This window comes from Blastococcus xanthinilyticus (assembly GCF_008124835.1).
In the GTDB taxonomy this organism is placed as follows: Bacteria; Actinomycetota; Actinomycetes; order Mycobacteriales; family Geodermatophilaceae; genus Blastococcus; species Blastococcus xanthinilyticus.
Window position 1 is genome coordinate 1 of the sequence record NZ_VNHW01000014.1, and the last position, 19,773, is coordinate 19,773.

Sequence of the window (19,773 nt, forward strand, 5' to 3'; positions counted from 1 at the left end):
GCGATCACCGCCGGGTCGGTCTCCCGCCCGGTCGCGGCCACCTCCGCGGCGATCGCGTGGGCCCGGGGCCGGTCCAGCACCCCCGCGGCCAGCGCTCCCAGCGTTCCCGGCAGCACGGTGGTGAGCAGCTCGGCGTGCTCCAGCAGCGTCACCGCCGCGGCGCGGCTGCAGTTCTGGATGGCGGCCAGCTCATCGGGCAGGAACTCGCTCACCCCGCCCGGCCCGACCGCACCCGCGCCGTGCCCACCGGGCAGAGCACTCACCGGTGCGGGGCGGGCCGCGGCCAGATCCATCACCAGCTCCGCCCGCAACGCCGCCAGCTGCGCCTCGGCCACCACGATCTGCCCCAGCAACCCCGCCGCCTCCGCAGCACTCCGACGGGCCGGCAACCAGCCCGACAGCGGCTCACCCAGCCGCGGCAACGGCTCCGGATCCACCAGCTCCCACTCCGACGGCGGGCTCACGGGCATCACGGTCACCCCGACCGCGAACCCGACACCCGACGACATACCCGCAGGCTAGAGGGCAGGTACGACATTTCCCGGTCGTGCCGACGGGCGTGCGTCGCTACCGTCTCGCTCGTGACCGAGCCTGGTCGACGAGCCGTCCTGGACACCTTCCGCTGGGTCGAGGGGCACGCGGACGTCTGGCGGGTGTTCGCCGACGCGGATGCCCTCCGGAAGGTCGTCGCGGGGCTGGCCGCGCCGTGGTCCGACGTCGGTGTCACGCACGTGGTGGGGATCGAGGCCCGCGGTTTCGTCGTGGGCGCACCGGTCGCCGTGGCCCTGGGAGCCGGGTTCGTCGCCGTCCGGAAGGGACCAGCGGGGGCGCTGCCGGGCGCGACGCTGACGACGACGGCGGCCGCGGACTACCGCAGGCGCCGGCACGACCTCCGCATGCAGGATCTCCTCGGCCCCGGGACCCGCGTCCTGCTGGTCGACGACTGGGCCGAGCGCGGGAGCCAGGCCACGGCGGCGGCGACCCTCGTGCGGCGGTCGGGCGCGGAGTTCCTCGGCGTCTCGCTCGTCGTCGACGAGCTCTCCGACGACGTCCGCACCCGGCTCGGACGGGTGACCTCGCTGGTCACCCGCCAGGACCTGGGTGACCTCTGACGCCCGCCCAGCCCTGCGGTCGGACCAGGGGGGCGGGTGACCTCCCGCGGGAGGTCACCCGGCGGGGCGTCAGAAGGGGAACTGGCGCCGGGTGTGCTGGACGCTCACCCAGTGGTCGGTGGTGAACTCCTCGATCGCCCACTCGCCGCCGAAGCGGCCGAGGCCGGAGTCCTTCTCCCCGCCGAACGCGGTGTTGTTCTCGTCGTTGAGCGGCGAGTCGTTCACGTGCGTCATCCCGGCCTCCACCTGGAGGGCGAAGTTGACGCCACGCAGGGTGTCGCGGGTGAAGACGGCGCTGGAGAGGCCGTACTCGGTGTCGTTGGCGATCGCCAGCGCGTCGGCCTCGTCGCGGGCCCGGATGATCGTCGCGACCGGCCCGAAGACCTCCTGCCGGGCGGTGGCCACCTCGTTGGTGCCCAGCAGCACGTGCGGGGGCAGCACCGAGCCGATCGGGCCGGTGGGGTCGCCGCCGAGCAGCTGCTCCGCGCCGTCCTCGCGGGCCTGGGCGACCTTCTCCTGGATGCCCTCCAGCTGCTTGGCGTTGATGATCGGGCCGATCACGGTGTCGCCCTCGCGGGGGTCGCCGGCCTTCAGGCCGCGCACCCGCTCGACGTAGCGCTCGACGAACTCGTCGTGCACCGAGCCGTCCACCACGATCCGGTTGGTGATCATGCAGACCTGGCCCTGGTGGAAGAACTTCCCGAAGACGGCGGCGTCGACGGCGTACTCCAGGTCGGCGTCGTCCAGCACGACCAGCGGGCCGTTGCCGCCCAGCTCCAGCGACAGCTTCTTGAGCCCCGCCTTCTCGGCGATGCCCTTGCCGACCGGGGTGGAGCCGGTGAACGAGACGACCCGCGGGGTGGGGTGGCTGACGATCGCGTCGCCGATGTCCCGGCCGGCGCCGATGACCACCGACAGCAGGCCCGGCGGCAGCCCGGCCTCCTCGTAGACCTTGGCCAGCAGCAGCCCGCCGGTGACCGGGGTGTCCCCGGCCGGCTTCAGGACGACGGCGTTGCCGAGCGCCAGCGCCGGGGCGACCGACCGGTTGGACAGGTGCATCGGCACGTTCCACGGGCTGATGACGGCGACCACGCCGACCGGGCGGCGGTAGACCCGGCTCTCCTTGCCCTCGATGTCGGCGGGGAGGATCCGGCCCTCCATGCGGTACGGGTAGGACGACGCCTCGTGGAAGTCGCGGAGGGTGATCGCGTACTCGAACTCGGCGGCCGGCGCCGCGGCGCCGCTCTCGCGGATGTGCCAGTCGACGATCTCGTCCTTGCGGGCCTCCATGATGCGGGCGGCGCGCCGCATCACGTCGGCGCGGTCGCTGGGCAGCCGGGCCGCCCAGTCGCGCTGCGCCTCCTTGGCCGTGGCGTAGGCCTCGTCGAGGTCGTCGGCGTCCGCGAGCGGGATCTCGGTCAGCGTCTCGCCGGTGTAGGGGTCGGTGTCGGTAGCGGTCTTCCCCGCGCGGCCGGCGCGCCAGGTGCCGGCGATGGGCATGACGTCGAAGCCGTCGTAGCGGGGCGGAGGCGTGTCGGAAGGCATGGATCGCGCCCTACCCGGTCGGGAGCGGCGAACACGCCACCTGGCCGAGGTGCGCACCTCCCGCCGCGGCGGCGCGACGGGAGAGCGTGCTGAAGGCCTCGCCGAGCTGGACCGGCCCGACGACGCGGATGTCGCAGTCGAACCGGACGACCGCGGCGGCCAGCCCCGTCCACGACCAGGCCCCGAGCGTGAGCCGGCAGCGGTCCGGGCCGAGCGCCTCGACGACGCCGTCGTGGGCGAACGCGGCCACCTCGGCAGCGGGCAGGCCGAGCTCGACCACGCCCGAGCACGGCCACGCGTCGCCGTCCACCGCGCCCCGGAACCGCCCGCGCACGAACGAGGCGACGTCGCCCCCGGGGAGGGGCCGCGGCGCGAACCGCGGCCCGGTCGGGGTGCGGGGAGCGATGCGGTCGGCCCGGAAGATCCGCCAGTCGTCCCGGTCCAGGTCCCAGCCGACCAGGTACCAGCGGCCGGCCCACGTCACGGTGGCGTGCGGCTCGACCCGCCGCGGCGGAACGTCGGGCCCCGCCTGCTCACCGCCCTCGTCCCCGGGGCGCTCCGGCCGGTGGTCGAAGCGCAGGACCTCGCGAGCCCGGATCGCGGCGCTGAGGGCCAGGAGCACCGCCGGGTCGAGCGCGCGTCCGCCGGAGCGGCTCGGCGCGGCCGCGACCTGCACGGCGTCGATGCGGTGCCGCAGCCGTGCGGGCATGACCTGGCGCACGGTCGCCAGCGCCCGGGCAGCGGCCTCCTCGATCCCTACGCCGCTGGCAGCGGCCACCCGCAGCGCCACGGCCAGCGCGACCGCCTGGTCGTCGTCGAAGAGCAGCGGGGGCAGCTCGGACCCGGCGTCGAGGCGGTAGCCGCCGTCGGGCCCCTTCACCGCGTGCACGGGGTAGCCGAGCCCGCGCAGCCGGTCGACGTCGCGCCGCACGGTGCGGGAGCTGACCTGCAGGCGGTCGGCGAGCGCGGCACCCGGCCAGTCCCGCCGCGCCTGCAGCAGCGACAGGAGGGTCAGCAACCGCGACGACGTCCCGCTCATGGACTCCAGGATGCCAGCAGAAGCGGACCGAACCTGACCGCTACTGCTGCCAGAGTCGGCTCGTCCCGCCCGGCGGCACCGCCGGGCGGCCACCGAGACCACGAGTCCGACACACGAGGAGCCCGACATGAGCATCACCACGACGACGCACCTGAACTTCCGCGGCGACGCCCGCGCGGCGCTGGAGTTCTACCGCTCCGTCTTCGGCGGCGACCTGGTCGCCGTCACCTACGCCGACGCCTCCGCCGTCACCGACCCGGCAGAGGCCGACCAGGTCATGTGGGGGCAGGTCGCCACGGGGAACGGCTTCGCCGTCATGGCCTACGACGTGCCGGCCGCCCGCGGGTGGGACGCCGGTCAGGACCCCTTCTTCGTCTCCGTGCGCGGGGACGACGCCGGGGAGGTCCAGGGCTACTGGAACGCGCTGGCCGACGGGGCCACCGTCCGTGCGCCGATCGGCCCGGCGCCGTTCTCGCCCCTCTACGGCATGCTCACCGACCGCTTCGGCGTCACGTGGGTCCTGGACGTCGCCGTGCCCTACCAGGGCTGAGGCCCGGCGGCGGGCGGGAGCGACCGGGCTCCCGCCCGCCGTGCCGGTCCCGGCGGGGCGCCGGCGCGGCCCACCTAGACTCCGCAGACGTGCCCCGGCTCCCCATGATCGCGCCCAGCCTGCTGTCCGCGGACTTCGCGCGCCTGGCAGAGGAGACCGCCCGCATCACCGGTGCCGACTGGCTGCACTTCGACGTCATGGACGCGCACTTCGTGCCGAACCTGACCTTCGGCCTGCCGGTGATGCAGGCGGTCCAGGCGGTCAGCCCCGTCCCGCTCGACTGCCACCTGATGATCGAGAACCCCGAGCGCTGGGCTCCCGGCTACGCCGAGGCCGGCGCGCGGAACGTCACCGTGCACGCCGAGGCCTGCGCCGACCCCCGCGCGGTCGCCCGCGACATCCGCGCCGCCGGGGCGCTGGCCGGCCTGGCCATCAAGCCGGGCACACCGCTGGAGGACTACCTCGACGTCCTGCCCGACTTCGACACCCTGCTCGTCATGAGCGTCGAGCCGGGCTTCGGCGGCCAGTCGTTCATCGCCGACGTGCTGGCGAAGGTGCGCACCGCGCGCCGGCTGGTGGACACCGGCGAGCTGACGCTGATCGTGGAGATCGACGGCGGCATCAACGCCGACACCATCGAGCAGGCGGCCGAGGCCGGGGTGGACATGTTCGTCGCCGGGTCGGCCGTGTACGGCGCCGACGACCCCGCGACGGCGATCGCCGCGCTGCAGGAGCAGGCCGCCGCGGCGATGCAGGGGTGACCGTCACCGACGGCGAGCTGCGCGGGATGGCCCGGGCACGAGAGCTCGGCACCGGCGCGCTCGGGACGACCAGCCCCAACCCCGCGGTGGGGGCCGTCGTGCTCGCCGCCGACGGCACGATCGCCGGCGAGGGGGCCACCCAGCCCCCCGGCGGCCCGCACGCGGAGGTCGAGGCGCTGGCCCGGGCGGGGGAGCGGGCCCGTGGTGGCACCGCCGTCGTCACGCTGGAGCCGTGCGCGCACACGGGGCGCACCGGGCCGTGCGCCGACGCGCTGCTGGCCGCCGGGATCACCCGCGTCGTCGTCGCCGTGCCCGAGCCGACCGAGCTGGCCGGTGGGGGAGCCGCGCGGCTGCGTGCCGCCGGGGTCGACGTCGTCGTGGGGGTGGAGCGGGAGGCCGCCGAGCGCGGTGCGCTCGCCGGGTGGCTGACCGGTGTCCGCGCGCAGCGGCCCTATGTGATCTGGAAGGTGGCCGCGACCCTCGACGGCCGGGTGGCCGCCGCCGACGGCAGCAGCCGCTGGGTCACCGGCCCCGAGGCCCGCGCCGAGGTCCACCGGCTGCGGGCCGGATGCGACGCCGTCGTGGTCGGGTCGGGCACCGCGCTCACCGACGACCCCCAGCTGACCGTCCGGGACGCCGCCGGCCGGAACGCCGCACGGCAGCCGCTGCGGGTCGTCGTCGACCGCCGGGACCGGCTGCCGGCCACCGCCCGGGTGCTGGACGACGCCGCCCCCACCGTCGTCAGCCGGGCGGGCACACCCGCCGAACTGCTCGCCGAGCTCTTCGCCCGCGACGTCCGCCGGATCCTCCTGGAGGGCGGCCCCACCCTCGCCGCCGCGTTCCTGCGCGCCGGCCTGGTGGACGAGGCCGTGGTCCACCTCGCCCCGAAGCTCCTCGGCGCCGGCCCCTCCCTCGTGGGAGACCTGGGAATCAGCGGGATCGGCTCGGCGCTGTCCCTCTCGGTCGCCGACCTCACCCCCCTGGGCGGGGACGTGCAGATCCGGCTGCACCCCACCCGGCACACTGGTGGGGGCGCCCGCACCGGCGGGCCGGCCACGGACGGAGGGAGCTGAGGTGTTCACCGGCATCGTCGAGGAGGTGGGCACCCTGGCCGCCCGGGAGGACCGCGGTGACTCCGCCGTCCTGAGCATCCGCGCCCGCACCGTCCTGACCGACGTCGCGCTCGGCGACTCCATCGCGGTCAACGGGGTCTGCCTCACCGTCACCGGCGTGCAGCCGGACGCCGACGGCACCGGCGTCTGGACCACCGACGTCATGGCCGAGACGCTGCGGCGCAGCAGCCTCGGGGCGGTCACCGACGGCGCTCCGGTGAACCTCGAGCGCGCGGTCAGCCCGCACACCCGGCTGGGCGGCCACCTGATGCAGGGGCACGTCGACGGCGTGGGCCGGATCGTGTCCCGCACCCCCGGCGAGCACTGGGAGGTCGTCCGCATCGGCCTCCCCACCGACCTGGGCCGCTACGTCGTCGAGAAGGGCTCCATCGCCGTCGACGGCGTCTCGCTGACCGTCAGCGCGGTCAGCGCCGTCACCGATCCCGAGCCCTGGTTCGAGGTCAGCCTCATCCCCACCACCCTCCGCGAGACCACGCTCGGCGCGCGCGCCCCGGGGGAGCCCGTCAACCTGGAGGTCGACGTGATCGCCAAGTACGTGGAACGTCTGCTGGGAGCGCGTCGATGAGCGAGCCACGCACCCGGCTGGACTCCATCGAGAGCGCCATCGCCGCGATCAAGGACGGCCGCCCGGTCGTCGTGGTCGACGACGAGGACCGCGAGAACGAGGGCGACCTCATCTTCGCCGCGGAGCTGGCGACGCCCGAGCTCGTGGCGTTCATGGTCCGGTACACCTCCGGCTACATCTGCGTCGCGGTCACCGAGGCCGACGCCGACCGGCTGGACCTCCCGCCCATGCACCGGGTGAACCAGGACCGGCTCGGCACCGCCTACACGGTCACCGTCGACGCCCGCGAGGGCGTCACCACGGGGATTTCCGCGGCCGACCGCGCGCACACCATCCGCACCGTGGCCGCCGCCGAGAGCACCTCGGCGGACCTCGCCCGCCCCGGTCACGTCGTCCCGCTGCGCGCGCGGGACGGCGGCGTGCTGCGCCGCCCCGGTCACACCGAGGCCGCCGTCGACCTGGCCCTGCTCGCCGGCCTGCGCCCCTCGGGCGTGCTGTGCGAGATCGTCAGCGAGAAGGACCCGGTCGGGATGGCCCGCAGCGAGGAGCTGCGGGTGTTCGCCGACGAGCACGACCTCTGCCTGATCTCCATCGCCGACCTCATCGCCTACCGCAAGCGGTTCGACAAGCTGGTCGAGCGGGTGGCCGAGGCGATCGTGCCGCTGACCCCGGGCACCTTCACCGCCGTCGGGTACCGCAGCTCCTACGACGAGCGCGAGCACGTCGCCTTCGTCTACGGCGAGATCGGCGACGGCGAGGACGTCCTCGTCCGCGTGCACTCCGAGTGCCTGACCGGTGACGTCTTCGGCTCGCTGCGCTGCGACTGCGGCCCGCAGCTGCAGGCGGCGCTGGCCGCCGTCGCCCAGGAGGGGCGCGGCATCGTGCTCTACATCCGCGGCCACGAGGGCCGGGGGATCGGCCTGCTGCACAAGCTGCAGGCCTACCAGCTGCAGGACATGGGCGCCGACACCGTCGACGCCAACCTCGACCTGGGCCTCCCCGCCGACGCGCGGGACTACGGCACCGGCGCCCAGATCCTGGTCGACCTCGGCGTGCACACGATGCGGCTGCTGACCAACAACCCGGCCAAGCGGGCCGGGCTGGAGGGCTACGGCCTGCGCGTGCTCGGCCGGGTGCCGCTGCCCAGCCACGTCACCGCGGAGAACCTCGGCTACCTGCGCACCAAGCGGGACCGGATGGGTCACCTGCTCGACATCATCGAGCCCGAGACCGAGGCGGGCCCCGCGGACGTCCCGGCGCCCGCCCCGGCCGACGCACCGGGCACCACCACGGTGCCGGGCACCGACGTGCCCCTCGGGCAGAACGAGCAGCCGCAGTGAGCGGCGCCGGTGCACCCGAGGCGCGGCCGGTCGACGCCGCGGGTCTGACCCTCGGCATCGTGGCCACGACCTGGCACGCGGAGCTGACCGGAGCGCTGCTGGACCGTGCGCTCGCCGCGGCGCAGGCGTGCGGGGTCCGGGCGCCGACCGTCGTCCGGGTGCCGGGTGCGGTCGAGCTGCCCGTGGTCGCGCAGGCGCTCGCCGAGCGGCACGACGCCGTGGTGGCGCTCGGGGTCGTCGTCCGCGGCGGCACGCCGCACTTCGAGTACGTCTGCGACTCGGTGACCGCCGGGCTGACCCGGGTGGCGCTGGACGCCGGCAAGCCCGTCGGCAACGGCGTCCTCACCACGAACGACGAGCAGCAGGCCCGCGACCGCTCGGGGCTGCCGGGCTCGGCCGAGGACAAGGGCTGGGAGGCGACGATCGCCGCCCTGCAGACCGCGCTCGTGCTGCGCGAGCTCCGGATGCCCCAGCGGTCCACCGGCTTCGCCGCCACCCCGGCCGCCCAGGAGGCCCGTCCGTGAAGACCTTCGACAGCCTCTTCGCCGAGCTCGCCGCGAAGGTGGCCGCGGCCGACCCCGCCTCGGGCACCGTCACCGCGGTGCGCGACGGCGTGCACGCGGCCGGCAAGAAGGTGGTCGAGGAGGCCGCCGAGTCGTGGATGGCCGCCGAGCACGAGGGCGCCGACCGCACCGCCGAGGAGATCAGCCAGCTCCTCTACCGGGTGCAGGTGCTCATGCTGGCGCGGGGCCTCACCCTCGACGACGTCTACACGCACCTGTAGGACCGCCCACCTGCAAGACCCCCGACCTGCAAGACCCGCCACCTGCAGGACCAGCCCCCACGAACAGGGAGACCGACCAGTGCTGCGCATCGCCGTGCCCAACAAGGGCGTCCTGAGCGAGCCTGCGGCGGAGATGCTGGCCGAGAGCGGCTACCGCCAGCGGCGCAGCACCAAGGACCTCGCGGTCTTCGACCCGGACAACGACACCGAGTTCTTCTACCTGCGCCCGCGGGACATCGCCGTCTACGTCGCCGCCGGCACCCTGGACGTCGGGATCACCGGCCGGGACATGCTGCTGGAGACCGCGCCGGCCGACGGCGAGGGCGCGGCCGCCGTCGAGGTCATGCCGCTGGGCTTCGGCCGCTCCTCCTTCCGGTTCGCCACGCCGGTCGAGTCCGACATCCAGAGCGTGGCGCAGCTCGCCGGCCGGCGGATCGCCACCGCCTACCCGGTGCTGCTCCAGCGCTTCCTCGCCGACGCCGGCCTCGACGCGGCCGTGGTCAAGCTCGACGGCGCGGTCGAGACCGCCTGCCGGCTGGGCGTGGCCGACGCCGTCTGCGACGTAGTGGAGACCGGGACGACGCTGCGCGCGGCCGGCCTGCACATCATCGGCGAGCCGGTGCTGGCCAGCGAGGCCGTGCTGGTGCGCCGCGAGGGCGCCGAGGAGATCCCGGCGGTCGCCCAGTTGCGGCGCCGCCTCAAGGGGGTGCTCGTCGCGCGCCAGTACGTGATGCTCGACTACGACTGCCCCAACGAGCTGCTCGAGAAGGCCACCGCGATGACGCCGGGCATCGAGGGGCCGACGGTGAGCCCGCTGCAGACCCCGGGGTGGTCGGCGGTGCGCGCCATGGTGGCCAAGGCCGAGACCAACCGGGTGATGGACGAGCTGTGGGAGCTCGGCGCGCGCGCGATCCTGGTCACCAGCATCCACGCCTCACGACTCTGAGGGGACGCCCCGTGCGACGCCCGGCCCGCTCGTTCGTGCTGCCGCTCCTGGTGCTCGTCACGCTCGCCCTGGCCGGCTGCGCCGGGGGTGGGCGGAGCCCGGCCGGGAACGGGGACGGCTCCGCGGTGCCGGATGCCGGCGACGGCGACGCCTCGGGCGTCGGGGAGACCGCGGACGAGCTCCGGATCGTCGTCGACGCAGGCGAGGGCGCGGCGCCGCAGACGTGGACGCTCAACTGCGACGGCGCCGCCGAGGGCAGCCACCCGCGGGCCGCGGAGGCCTGCGCCCACCTGGCGGGCATGACCGACCCCTTCGCGCCGCTGCCGGCCGACCGCATGTGCACCGAGCAGTACGGCGGCCCGCAGACCGCGCACCTCACCGGCCAGTGGCGCGGTGAACCCGTCGACCTCGAGCTCTCCCGGGTGGACGGCTGCCACATCTCCCAGTGGGACTCGTTCGGTCCCGTGCTGCCGGTCCCGGTCGGCGTCGACGCCCAGACCTGAGGGCAGGTCCGGTCCGGCGGCGCTCAGCGGGTCGTGCGGTCCACCAGGTCGATCGCCGTGGAGAGCCCCAGGGCCATCGCCCGGCCGCTGGTCGCCCCGGTCGCGAGCAGCCGGGCGATGGCCGGGGCGAGCGGCCGCTCGCCGACCAGGCCGTGCAGGACGGCGGCGAACTCGCCGCTGACCCGTCCCGCGGCCGCGTGCCGGAGCAGCGCCCGGGACAGCTCGGTGGTGCGGCCGGCGGCCAGGGAGCAGACGCCGGCGGCGAAACGCTCGGCCGAGGGGTGCCCGAGCAGCACGAGGCCGGCGATCGCCCCCGCCATCACGTCGTCGCCGGCCGGGGTCAGCCCGGGGCCGAGCCCGATCAGCCGGGTGGCGGTGCGCAGCGCGGCCTCCAGGTCGGCCCGGCGGACCGCCCCCCGCAGCGCGGCCAGCGGCCCACCCGGCCCGGTGGGCAGGCCCGGCAGCGTGAAGGAGCTGTGCGGCACCCCCTCGCCGTAGAGCGCGGTGCGCAGCTGCCGCACCCCTTCGGGCAGCAGGGCCGGGCGCCCGCCGGGGAGCCGGGGCCGCGGGTTCCACCAGGCGGCCGCGCTGACCGAGAGGTCGCCGACGACGATCCGCCCGCCGCCCACCTGGGCCGGTGCCCCCGGGGGCAGGGCGACCAGGGGGCGGCCGTTGCTCGGGCGGAAGAGCACGCAGCCCAACGGCAGCCGGGCGGCGTCGCTGGTGAGCACCCCGACGACGTCGCCGCCGCCGCGCTCGCCGACCACCTGCACGTAGACGGCGGCCGGCCCGCTCAGCAGCACCCGCGCCGGGCGGACCGGCCCGCGCAACAGGTCGGCGACCCCGGTGCTCGCGGCCGCGGGGACGGCCGAGGCCACCCGGCCGGCCGGTGCGGTGCGGGCGGTGTCCTGCGCGGACTCGCGCGGCAGCGGGATCGTCGGGACGCCGGCGCGAGCGGCCTGGCCGCGCCGCGCGGCGGTCTCCGCAGGGTCGATCCGGATCTCGGTGTCGTCCATCGCGCGCATGTCTGGCCCTCCGCCCGGCGGGACGGCGGAGGCCGGAACCGGGCACTCCGCCCTCGTTCTAGGCGCCCGACGGGACGGTGCAGCAGGGAGCGCCTACCATCCAGCGAGCGGGTGGATCAGGTCGAACCTAAGCGGCGCGTCGCATGCCTTCTTATGGCGGATGTCGCCAAGAATGGGCTGGGCCGTCCGGGGACACCTGACAGGATTCTGTCGTGTGGCACCCTGGATGACGACCGGAAGGGGACGCCTGGTGACCCAGAGTGACGCATCACTCAGAGCCTCGACTCAGGGTAATGGAACGGCTCCGTTCCGTCGCAACTGGGCGGTGGACGAATCGCCGCGCATCGAGCCGCGCGACGACCGCGCGAGCTGGCAGCAGCGCTTGGGCCTGACCGTGGAGGAGGCGCTCGACCTCCCGGTGCTCGGGGGCACGACCGTCGCGGCCGGCGCCGCGGGCCTCGGCCGGACGATCCGGCACATGGTGGTCGACGACCCGGCGGAGCCGCTGGCGGCGGCCGGGCCCGACGTCCTCCTCGTCCTCGGTGCCCGCCTCCCGCCGGCGGACCCGGCCGGCTGCCGTGCGCTGGTGGACCGGCTGACCTCCGCCGGCACGGCCGCCCTGGCCTTCCGGCGCACCGACGGCCCTCCGCCGCTGCCCCCGGAGCTGCTCGCCGAGGCCGACCGCCGGGGGCTGGCCGTGCTGGCCGTCCCGGCGACCGTCCGGCTGGACGGGGTGATCTCCGAGGTCCTCGGCGCGGTCGTGGCCAAGCAGGCGCAGGCGCTCGCGCTGTCCTCCCGCATGGACGACGAGTTCACCGGGGTGGCGCTCACCGGGGGCGGGCTGGCCGAGGTGGCCCAGCGGCTCGCCGTGATGCTGCAGGGTGCCGCGGTGCTGGGGCTGGGCCCCGACCGCGAGGTGGTCACCAGCGCCGGCCCGCGCGAGGACGTGGCCGAGATCAGCGACTGGCTGTGGCTGCTGGACGCCGCCGCCGACGATGCGTTGGCCGAGCTCACGCCGTCCCGCCGGCTCTCCGGGGTGCGGGCCGACCAGACCGTCGTCACCCCGGCCGACGTGCTCGCCGACGCCGATCTCTCCCCGGCCGACGGCATCCTGCTCGTCCCGGGACACCACCAGCTGCCCGGTGGGGTGGGGGAGTACGCCGTCGCGCCGATCATGGCCGGTGACCAGCGGCACGGCTGGCTGGTCGCGGTGCACCGCACCGGCGAGATGATGCTCGGCGCGGGCGGCGTCCTGGAGCGGGCCGCGGTCATCGCCGCCCTGTCGGTCATCCGGCTGCAGGCGGTGCACTCGGTGGAGCTCCGGTTCCAGGGCGACCTGGTGCGCCGGCTGGTCGGTGGGGCCGTCGGGCACACCGAGCGGACGCTGGCCTACACCCGGTCGTTCGGGTGGCGGCTGGACGGACCGGTCGCGGTGCTGGTCACCGCTACCGAGACCGTGGCCGACGCCACCGCCGACCCGACGCGGGCCCTCGACGTGCTGGACCGGCTGGCCGACGGGTGGCGGGCCGCCCTGGAGTCGGAGGTGGCCGGCGCCGCCGTCGCGGGCCTGGCCACCGAGATCGTGACGCTGCTGCCCCTCGACGGGCGGACGCCGGAGGAGCTCTCCGCGCTGGTCTCCGCCGTCACCTCCCGGGTCAACGGCCGGCTGCGCCGGGTGGGCCGGCTGCTCGGTACCGGCATCGGCCGCCCCGCGGGCTCGCTGTCCGAGCTGGCCGAGGCCCACCGGCAGGCGCAGCGCGCGCTCGGTGTCGGCCAGGAGATCCACGGCGGGTCGGCGGTGACCCACTTCGACCAGCTGGGCGTGTTCCGGCTGCTGTCGCTCATCCCCGACAGCAGCGAGCTGCGCTCCTACGTGGACGAGGTGCTCGGCCCGCTCGCCGACGCGGTCGACGCCGACTCCGCCGATCTGCGCGAGACGCTGCGGGTGCTGCTGGAGACCAACCTCAACGTCGCCGAGTCCGCCCGCCGGCTGCACTTCCACTACAACACCATGCGGTACCGCATCGGCAAGCTGGAGCGCATGCTCGGGCCGTTCACGACCGACCCGACGCTGCGGCTGAACCTGCTGCTGGCGCTGCACGCCGCCCGCATGCGGGGCCTGGACTCACCGGCCCGCCCGCCGCTGGACGGCGGGATGGGGCTCGGGCTGGACGACGGGTTGGACGCGCTGCTCTGAGCCCCGGCCGGGCCCTCCGGCAGGCGGGGGCACGCGGCGGAGGAGAGGGTGGGGCGGTGCGCCGCACCCGGCGGCGCGGAGGAGGTACCGCATGACCGAGGCCGCTCGTCCGCTCGCCGGCAGGGTCGCACTGGTGACGGGTGCGTCGTCGGGCATCGGGGAGGCGACCGCCGTCGCCCTGGCCGGCGCGGGGGCCGCCGTCGCCATCGGGGCCCGGCGCACCGACCGGCTCGACGCCCTCGCCGCGCGGCTCCGGGACGCCGGCTCGGCGGTGCTCCAGCTGCCGTTGGACGTGACCGACGAGCAGGCCTGCGCCGGCGCCGTCGCCCGCACCCGGCAGGAGCTCGGCGGCCTCGACGTCCTGGTGAACAACGCCGGCGTGATGCTGCTGGGCACGATCGCCGGCGCCGACCCCGAGGACTGGCGCCGGATGATCCAGACCAACGTCATGGGCGTCATGTACATGACCCACGCGGCCATCGACGGGATGGTCGAGCAGGGCTCGGGCGACATCGTGAACATGTCCAGCGTCGCCGGCCGGCAGGCCCGCAAGGGCGCCGGCGTCTACAACGCCAGCAAGTGGGCGGTGAACGCCTTCAGCGAGTCGCTGCGCCAGGAGGTCACCGGCCGCGGCGTCCGGATCTCCCTCGTCGAGCCCGGTGCGGTCACCACCGAGCTCACGTCGCACATCACCCAGCCCGAGGCGAAGGCGGCCTCGGAGAAGATGCACGCCGGCATGCGGGCGCTGCACGCCGACGACATCGCCCGCGCGGTGGTCTACGTGGCCAGCCAGCCGCCGCACGTCGCCGTCAACGAGGTGCTCGTCCGCCCCACCGACCAGGAGCGCTGACCCGCATCGGCCCCCGTCCTGGCTCACCTGCGGTGGTCCTGGCTCACTGTCGATGGTGAGCCAGGACCCCTGATGATCAGGTCACCTGATCGTCAGGGGTGGCTACTCAGTCGCGGAAGACCTCGATGTCGGCGCCCATCTCGACCAGCCGCTCGTAGAGCTGCTCGTAGCCGCGGGCGATGATGTCGACGTTGCGCAGCACCGAGGTGCCCTTCGCGGCGAGCATCGCCAGCAGGATGCAGACGGCCGGCCGCAGTGCGGGCGGGCAGGTGACCTCGGCGCTGGACCAGCGGGTCGGCCCGGTGACCAGGACCCGGTGCGGGTCCAGCAGCCGGACGTCGGCGTTCAGGCGGGTCAGGTCGGAGAGGTGGATCGCCCGGTTGTCGTAGACCCAGTCGTGGATCAGCGTCGATCCGGACGCCTGGGCGGCGATCACGGCGAAGAACGGCAGGTTGTCGATGTTCAGGCCCGGGAACGGCATCGGGTGCACCTTGTCGATGGGCGCGTGCAGCTCCGAGGGGTGGATCGTGATGTCGGCCAGCCGGGTGTGCCCGTTGTCGGCCAGGTAGTCCGGCGAGAGCTCGTAGCGCAGCCCCATCTCCGCGAGCACCGCCAGCTCCACCTCGAGGAACTCCACCGGCGCGCGGGTCACGGTCAGCTCCGAGCCGGTGACGATGCCGGCGGTGAGCAGGCTCATCGCCTCCACCGGGTCCTCGCTGATCGTGTAGTCGACGTCGGCGTCGAGCACCGCGCGGCCGCGGACCACGAGGGTGGTCGACCCCAGGCCCTCGACGTCGACCCCGAGCAGCTGCAGGTACAGGCAGAGGTCCTGCACCATGTAGTTGGAGCTGGCGTTGCGGATGGTGGTCGTGCCCTCCGTGCGGGCCGCCGCCAGCAGCGCGTTCTCGGTGACGGTGTCCCCGCGCTCGGTGAGCACGATGGTGCGGTCGGCGGCCGCCGGGCCCGCCACCGTCGCCTGGTACTCCCCGGCGTGCGCCTCGACCGCCAGGCCGAACGGGCGCAGGGCGATCATGTGCGGCTGCACGGTGCGGGTGCCGAGGTCGCAGCCGCCGGCGTAGGGGAGCTTGAACTCGGTGGCCCGGTGCAGCAGCGGGCCCAGGAACATGATGATGCTGCGGGTGCGCCGGGCGGCGTCGGCGTCGATGCCGCCCAGGTCGAGGTGCTCGGGGACGAGCAGGGTGAGGTCGTGCCCGTGCTCGTCCCAGGTCGCCGAGACGCCGATGGAGCGCAGCACGTCGAGGATCCGCTCCACCTCGACGATCCGGGACACGTTGCGCAGCGTCGTGCGGCCCCGGTTGAGCAGCGCCGCGCACAGCAGCGCGACCGCGGCGTTCTTCGACGACTTCACCGCCACCCGGCCGCGCAGCGGCCGGCCGCCGGTGACCCGCAGGTGCGCGGGGCCGGCCGGGCCGAGGCTGATCAGCTCGCTGTCCAGCGCGGCCGACAGCCGGCCGAGGAACTCCAGGGTGAGGTTCTGGCTGCCCTGCTCGATGCGGGCGACGGCGCTCTGGCTGGTGTTCAGCCGCTCGGCGAGCTGCTGCTGGGTGAGCCCGCGGTGCCGGCGGGCGTCACGGACCAGCGCCCCGATCCGGTGCATGGCGGCGTCGGTGGGCGGGTCGAGGAGGGTCACCGGGCCACGTTATCTCGCATGTGAGATCAGGCCGGCAGGGCATGCGGGGCCGCCGCGCGCCAGACTGCACGGGTGGACGTGGTGGTCACCGGCGGAACCGGCCGGCTCGGACGTGTGCTGGTCCCGCACCTGGGGGAGGAGGGCCACCGGGTGCGGCAGATGTCCCGCCGCGGCGCCGGGCCCGGTGGGGTGCGGGGCGATCTGGCCACCGGCCGGGACCTCCGCCCGGCGCTGGCCGGCGCGGAGGTGGTCGTGCACGCGGCCAGCGACCCGCGCGGCGACCCGTGGGAGGTCGACGTCGCCGGCACCCGCCGGCTGGTGGAGGCCGTCGACCGCTCCCGGCTCACCCACCTCGTGCACGTCTCCATCGTCGGGGTCGACCGCGTCCCGCTGGGCTACTACCGGGCCAAGTACGCCGCCGAGCAGGTGCTGCTGGCCTCCGGGCTGCCGGTCACCCTGGTGCGGATCACCCAGTTCCACGGCTTCGTCGACGAGCTGCTCGGCACGGCCCGCCGCGGGCGGCTGCTGCCGGTGCCCGTCGGGTGGCGGGTGCGGCCCGTGGACGTCGCCGACGCCGCCGGGCACCTCGCCGGCCGGGTGACGGCCGGGCCGACCGGCGGGGTGGTGGAGTTCAGCGGCCCTGAGGAGCTCTCCGTGGTGGATCTCGCCCGGTCGTGGGCGGCGGTGCGCGCCCCGGCGGCGCGGGTCGTGCCCACCCCCGTGCCGGGGCGGCTCGGCGCGGCGCTGCGCGAGGGCGGCGCCCTGCCCCGCCGCGGCGACCACGGCCGGCGCACGTGGGCGGAGCACCTGCGCGGCTGAGGAGCGCAGCGCTCCGGCCAATCTCCGGAGGAGGACCGCCGCGGCGGATGCGATGTCCGGAAACCGCCGGGGACCGTCGGCGGCCAAGGTTATGGTCCGGCCCGTGTCCACCCCCGCTGTCCCGGCCCTGGGCGGGCGCACCCTGCTCGCTGTCGTCGTCACCGTGCTCGCGTGGGCGTCGGCGTTCGTTGCGATCCGGGCGGTGGGTGAGGACATCTCACCCGGCGCCCTGGCCCTCGGGCGGCTGCTCGTCGGCACCCTCGTGCTCGGCCTGCTGGTGGCCCGGCGTGGCTGGGTCCGGCCGGCGGCCCGCGACTGGCGGTTGCTGGCGGTGTGCGGCGTCGGGTGGTTCGCCGTCTACAACGTGGCGCTCAACGCCGCCGAGCAGCACCTCGACGCCGGGACGACGGCGATGCTGGTCAACGTGGGGCCCATCCTCATCGCGGTGTTCGCCGGGCTCTGGCTCGGCGAGGGGTTCCCGAGGTGGCTGGTGGTGGGCATCACCGTCGCCTTCGGCGGCGTGCTGCTGATCGGGGCGTCGACCCGCGGCGCCGACGCCGACGCGGTCGGGGTGCTGCTGTGCCTGGTGGCCGCCCTGACCTACGCGGTGGGCGTCGTGGCGCAGAAGCCGCTGCTGCGCCGGCTGCCGGGCCTGCAGGTCACCGCGATCGCCTGCGGCATCGGTGCGCTGTGCTGCCTGCCGTGGGCATGGGCGCTGGCCGACGAGCTGGGCCGCGCTCCGGCCGCCTCGGCCGCCGGGCTGGTGTACCTCGGCGTGGTGCCCACCGCCCTGGCGTTCAGCACCTGGGCGTACGCGCTCTCCCGGATGGACGCCGGCCGGCTCGGCGTCACCACCTACCTCGTCCCGCCCCTGGTGATCCTGCTCGGCTGGCTCCTGCTGGGTGAGACCCCGCCGGCGCTGGCCCTGGCCGGGGGCGTGGTGTGCCTGGCCGGCGTCGCGGTGTCCCGGCGTCGCGTCCGCACCCCGACCGCGGTGGTGAGCGCCCCCGCGACCTGAGCAGGACGACCGGTCAGCCACGCCGGCCGGAGGGGCCCCAGTAGTCCTCGGGATCGGTGTCGTCGGGATCGGTGTCGCCGGGGGTCGTCCCGCCGGCGGTCCCCGCGTCCCGGCGGCCGGCCGACTCGAGTGCGGCGTCGCGGGCCCGTGCCTGCTCGGCACGACGGGTCTGCTCGCGGGCGCGCTCGGCGCGCAGGCTCGTCGCGTCCGGGCTCTCCTCGCCACGCCGGTCGGTCCACCACAGGACGACCCCGGTCAGCGCCAGCCCGAGCGGCAGGGGATAGGCCGCCGCGCGCTCGGTCCCGCCCTCCCCGAGGAATCCGGTGACGCCGGTCAGGAAGAAGATCGTCGTCGCGATCGCCAGCATGCCCAGCAGCACCACGATCGTGCCCAGCGTCTCCGAGTGCGGCCGGACGGCGTAGGCCAGCGCGACCAGGCCCAGCCCGCCCCCGACCAGGTAGAGCACGGCGCCGACGGCGTGCAGCGACCCGTTGCCGTCGGTGGGGAAGACGCCGACCAGCAGGACCCCGAGCGCCGCGGCGCCGAGCAGCACCGGCACGACCCGCGCCGCGCCACCGCGCAGCGCCGGGCGCAGCAGCAGGGCCCCGCCGACGAAGAGCGCGGCCTGCACCACGAACGAGGCGTTCATCAGCTGCCGGGCCGGGGAGTCGCTCGCCCCCAGCGCGCTGATCACGTCGTCCACCCGGGAGTAGGCGCCGGCGTAGCGGGCCTCGGCGACGGCCTCGGCGACGAAGAACTGGAGGGTGAGCAGCCAGGTCAGAGCACCCCAGCGGAGGCGGGTCGACGTCACGGGACCCATCGTCCCAGGCGGGGGTGCGGCAGCCGGGCCAGGACGGCGGCGAACTGGCCGGCCGTCAGCCACGACGGGTTGCTGCCCGCCGGCATGCGGATCACCTCGGCCGACGCGAACGCGGGGTCGGCCAGCAGCTCGCCTCGCCCGACCGGCTCCTCGAGCAGGGCCAGGCGCAGGGCCGCGGTGGCGCCGCCCGGGCCGTCGACCGGGCTCCCGGCGAGCACTCCGACCGCGTGCACGCCCGGGTGCCGCCGGCCGCTCAGCCACAGGAGGCAGGGTTGCCCGCCCGACATCAGCGCGAGGCGGTAGGAGGGGTGCAGGCACCGGTCCACGAGCCGCTCCTGGCCGGGGGCCCAGCCCGGGGCGAGCTCGGCCGGCGGCACGGACGTCTTGACCACCCAGCAGGCGACGTCCCCGGCACCCAGGCGCGCAGTGGCGCCGGGGGTGCGCCGCCCGGGTGCCACGGGGTCAGTCGGTGGCCGAGTGGACGTCGGCGCCGGCCGGGTCGGCGTCGTCGGAGCCCACCGCCTGGCGCTCCTGCTCGGTGCGGTGCTCCAGCGCCTCGTCGCTGAGGTGGGGGTCCTTCGCGTGCTCCTGCCGGTCGCGCGGCGCGGACTCCTGGGTGTCCATGACGTCGTCGAGGGTGGGGCGGTCGTGGGGCTCGGTCATCGTGGCGTCCTCCGGATCGATCGGCATGCGGTCGGGAGGAGCCATAGCCGCCCGCCCCCCGGCCTAACCGGGAGGATGATCACCTGGGCTCCAGCCGGGCGGCGGGCAGCCAGGCCTCGACGAGCGCCGGCCCGTGCGGGCCGCTGACCGTGTACGCGACCCGCCCCTGCCAGGCGCCGCTCCGCTGGCGCCACTCCACGAGCAGGCCCGGCCACGTGCCGGGGGAGTCCGGTGGATCACGCACCCAGCAGTGCCGGCCCTCGCCGCCGTCCTCGGGCGCCGCCGGGGAGCCCGCGACGGGGCCGCGGACGGGGGGCTCGGCCGGTGCCGCGCGGGCGGCCTCGGGGACGACCCCGGACTCCGCCGCCCGCTCGCCCAGGGAGCGGCCACCTCGCCCCCGGTTCATCCCGCCCGCCACGGGAGAAGTCTCGCACGCGGCTCGAACATGCGTT

22 protein-coding genes and 1 pseudogene are annotated in these 19,773 nt (G+C 75.5%); 14 read left to right on the forward strand and 9 right to left on the reverse strand.

Annotated features, from left to right (window positions below; all coding sequences use genetic code 11):
* A pseudogene (locus BD833_RS18375) lies at nucleotides 1-464 on the reverse strand (hypothetical protein); the annotation flags it as partial.
* 117 nt (nucleotides 465-581) lie between these two features.
* Between BD833_RS18375 and BD833_RS18380 the strand changes: the two are divergent.
* Nucleotides 582-1,112, forward strand: a complete 531-nt coding sequence (locus tag BD833_RS18380) for a phosphoribosyltransferase (protein ID WP_166534607.1) — start codon at nucleotides 582-584, stop codon at nucleotides 1,110-1,112.
* A 69-nt stretch (nucleotides 1,113-1,181) separates the two neighbouring features.
* Here the strand turns inward: BD833_RS18380 and BD833_RS18385 are convergent, their stop codons facing one another.
* Nucleotides 1,182-2,657 carry an aldehyde dehydrogenase family protein gene (locus tag BD833_RS18385; protein WP_166534608.1) on the reverse strand — a complete coding sequence of 492 codons (1,476 nt, stop codon included), beginning with the start codon at nucleotides 2,655-2,657 and terminating at the stop codon, nucleotides 1,182-1,184.
* Between the two features lie 10 nt (nucleotides 2,658-2,667).
* Nucleotides 2,668-3,696, reverse strand: coding sequence for a helix-turn-helix transcriptional regulator (locus BD833_RS18390; RefSeq protein WP_166534609.1), 1,029 nt, complete (start codon nucleotides 3,694-3,696; stop codon nucleotides 2,668-2,670).
* A 127-nt stretch (nucleotides 3,697-3,823) separates the two neighbouring features.
* On the opposite strand from BD833_RS18390, the gene BD833_RS18395 reads away from it, so the two are divergent.
* From BD833_RS18395 to BD833_RS18435, 9 genes are all read left to right on the forward strand, one after another.
* Nucleotides 3,824-4,246, forward strand: coding sequence for a VOC family protein (locus BD833_RS18395; RefSeq protein ID WP_166534610.1), 423 nt, complete (start codon nucleotides 3,824-3,826; stop codon nucleotides 4,244-4,246).
* Nucleotides 4,247-4,335: 89 nt separating this feature from the next.
* Entirely contained in the window at nucleotides 4,336-5,007 is a 672-nt protein-coding gene (rpe, locus tag BD833_RS18400; RefSeq protein ID WP_243737786.1) for a ribulose-phosphate 3-epimerase, read from the forward strand.
* Nucleotides 5,004-6,080 (forward strand): bifunctional diaminohydroxyphosphoribosylaminopyrimidine deaminase/5-amino-6-(5-phosphoribosylamino)uracil reductase RibD, encoded by a 1,077-nt coding sequence (gene ribD, locus BD833_RS18405; protein ID WP_208092757.1) that lies wholly within the window; start codon nucleotides 5,004-5,006, stop codon nucleotides 6,078-6,080. The genes rpe and ribD overlap by 4 nt, the downstream gene beginning before the upstream one ends.
* Before the next feature lies 1 nt (nucleotide 6,081).
* Entirely contained in the window at nucleotides 6,082-6,705 is a 624-nt protein-coding gene (locus tag BD833_RS18410) for a riboflavin synthase (protein WP_166534611.1), read from the forward strand.
* A complete protein-coding gene (locus BD833_RS18415) occupies nucleotides 6,702-8,045 on the forward strand; it encodes a bifunctional 3,4-dihydroxy-2-butanone-4-phosphate synthase/GTP cyclohydrolase II (protein ID WP_166534612.1) in 1,344 nt (447 codons plus the stop codon). The genes BD833_RS18410 and BD833_RS18415 overlap by 4 nt, the downstream gene beginning before the upstream one ends.
* Entirely contained in the window at nucleotides 8,042-8,569 is a 528-nt protein-coding gene (gene ribH, locus BD833_RS18420; protein WP_166534613.1) for a 6,7-dimethyl-8-ribityllumazine synthase, read from the forward strand. The genes BD833_RS18415 and ribH overlap by 4 nt, the downstream gene beginning before the upstream one ends.
* The gene (locus BD833_RS18425; protein ID WP_166534614.1) at nucleotides 8,566-8,829 is read left to right on the forward strand and encodes a phosphoribosyl-ATP diphosphatase; all 264 of its coding nucleotides are present in this window, start codon (nucleotides 8,566-8,568) and stop codon (nucleotides 8,827-8,829) included. Before ribH ends, BD833_RS18425 begins: the two co-directional genes overlap by 4 nt.
* Nucleotides 8,830-8,908: 79 nt before the next feature.
* Entirely contained in the window at nucleotides 8,909-9,775 is an 867-nt protein-coding gene (hisG, locus tag BD833_RS18430) for an ATP phosphoribosyltransferase (protein ID WP_166534615.1), read from the forward strand.
* Nucleotides 9,776-9,786: 11 nt separating this feature from the next.
* Nucleotides 9,787-10,278 carry an SSI family serine proteinase inhibitor gene (locus BD833_RS18435; RefSeq protein ID WP_166534616.1) on the forward strand — a complete coding sequence of 164 codons (492 nt, stop codon included), beginning with the start codon at nucleotides 9,787-9,789 and terminating at the stop codon, nucleotides 10,276-10,278.
* 23 nt (nucleotides 10,279-10,301) lie between these two features.
* Here BD833_RS18435 and BD833_RS18440 read toward each other — a convergent pair whose 3' ends face one another.
* The gene (locus tag BD833_RS18440; RefSeq protein ID WP_166534617.1) at nucleotides 10,302-11,303 is read right to left on the reverse strand and encodes an oxamate carbamoyltransferase subunit AllH family protein; all 1,002 of its coding nucleotides are present in this window, start codon (nucleotides 11,301-11,303) and stop codon (nucleotides 10,302-10,304) included.
* A 325-nt stretch (nucleotides 11,304-11,628) separates the two neighbouring features.
* Here BD833_RS18440 and BD833_RS18445 point away from each other — a divergent pair, with 325 nt between their 5' ends.
* Together BD833_RS18445 and BD833_RS18450 are read left to right on the forward strand one after the other, a co-directional pair.
* Nucleotides 11,629-13,500, forward strand: a complete 1,872-nt coding sequence (locus tag BD833_RS18445) for a helix-turn-helix domain-containing protein (protein WP_166534618.1) — start codon at nucleotides 11,629-11,631, stop codon at nucleotides 13,498-13,500.
* Between the two features lie 91 nt (nucleotides 13,501-13,591).
* Entirely contained in the window at nucleotides 13,592-14,350 is a 759-nt protein-coding gene (locus BD833_RS18450; RefSeq protein WP_166534619.1) for an SDR family NAD(P)-dependent oxidoreductase, read from the forward strand.
* Between the two features lie 106 nt (nucleotides 14,351-14,456).
* Here the strand turns inward: BD833_RS18450 and BD833_RS18455 are convergent, their stop codons facing one another.
* A complete protein-coding gene (locus tag BD833_RS18455; protein WP_208092758.1) occupies nucleotides 14,457-16,001 on the reverse strand; it encodes a UDP-N-acetylglucosamine 1-carboxyvinyltransferase in 1,545 nt (514 codons plus the stop codon).
* Between the two features lie 72 nt (nucleotides 16,002-16,073).
* On the opposite strand from BD833_RS18455, the gene BD833_RS18460 reads away from it, so the two are divergent.
* Together BD833_RS18460 and BD833_RS18465 are read left to right on the forward strand one after the other, a co-directional pair.
* A complete protein-coding gene (locus BD833_RS18460; RefSeq protein ID WP_166534620.1) occupies nucleotides 16,074-16,820 on the forward strand; it encodes an SDR family oxidoreductase in 747 nt (248 codons plus the stop codon).
* 103 nt (nucleotides 16,821-16,923) lie between these two features.
* Complete coding sequence (locus BD833_RS18465; RefSeq protein ID WP_243737787.1) at nucleotides 16,924-17,838, forward strand: DMT family transporter; 915 nt, start codon at nucleotides 16,924-16,926, stop codon at nucleotides 17,836-17,838.
* 13 nt (nucleotides 17,839-17,851) lie between these two features.
* Here the strand turns inward: BD833_RS18465 and BD833_RS18470 are convergent, their stop codons facing one another.
* The 4 genes from BD833_RS18470 to BD833_RS18485 form a co-directional block, all read right to left on the reverse strand.
* Nucleotides 17,852-18,658: a DUF998 domain-containing protein gene (locus tag BD833_RS18470; RefSeq protein WP_243737788.1), complete on the reverse strand. Its 807-nt coding sequence runs from the start codon at nucleotides 18,656-18,658 to the stop codon at nucleotides 17,852-17,854.
* Nucleotides 18,646-19,116 (reverse strand): hypothetical protein, encoded by a 471-nt coding sequence (locus BD833_RS18475; protein WP_166534623.1) that lies wholly within the window; start codon nucleotides 19,114-19,116, stop codon nucleotides 18,646-18,648. The genes BD833_RS18470 and BD833_RS18475 overlap by 13 nt, the downstream gene beginning before the upstream one ends.
* Before the next feature lie 4 nt (nucleotides 19,117-19,120).
* Nucleotides 19,121-19,321 (reverse strand): hypothetical protein, encoded by a 201-nt coding sequence (locus BD833_RS18480; protein WP_166534624.1) that lies wholly within the window; start codon nucleotides 19,319-19,321, stop codon nucleotides 19,121-19,123.
* Between the two features lie 79 nt (nucleotides 19,322-19,400).
* On the reverse strand, nucleotides 19,401-19,727 hold the full coding sequence (locus tag BD833_RS18485) for a hypothetical protein (protein WP_166534625.1): 327 nt from the start codon (nucleotides 19,725-19,727) through the stop codon (nucleotides 19,401-19,403).
* Between the last annotated feature and the right edge of the window lie 46 nt (nucleotides 19,728-19,773).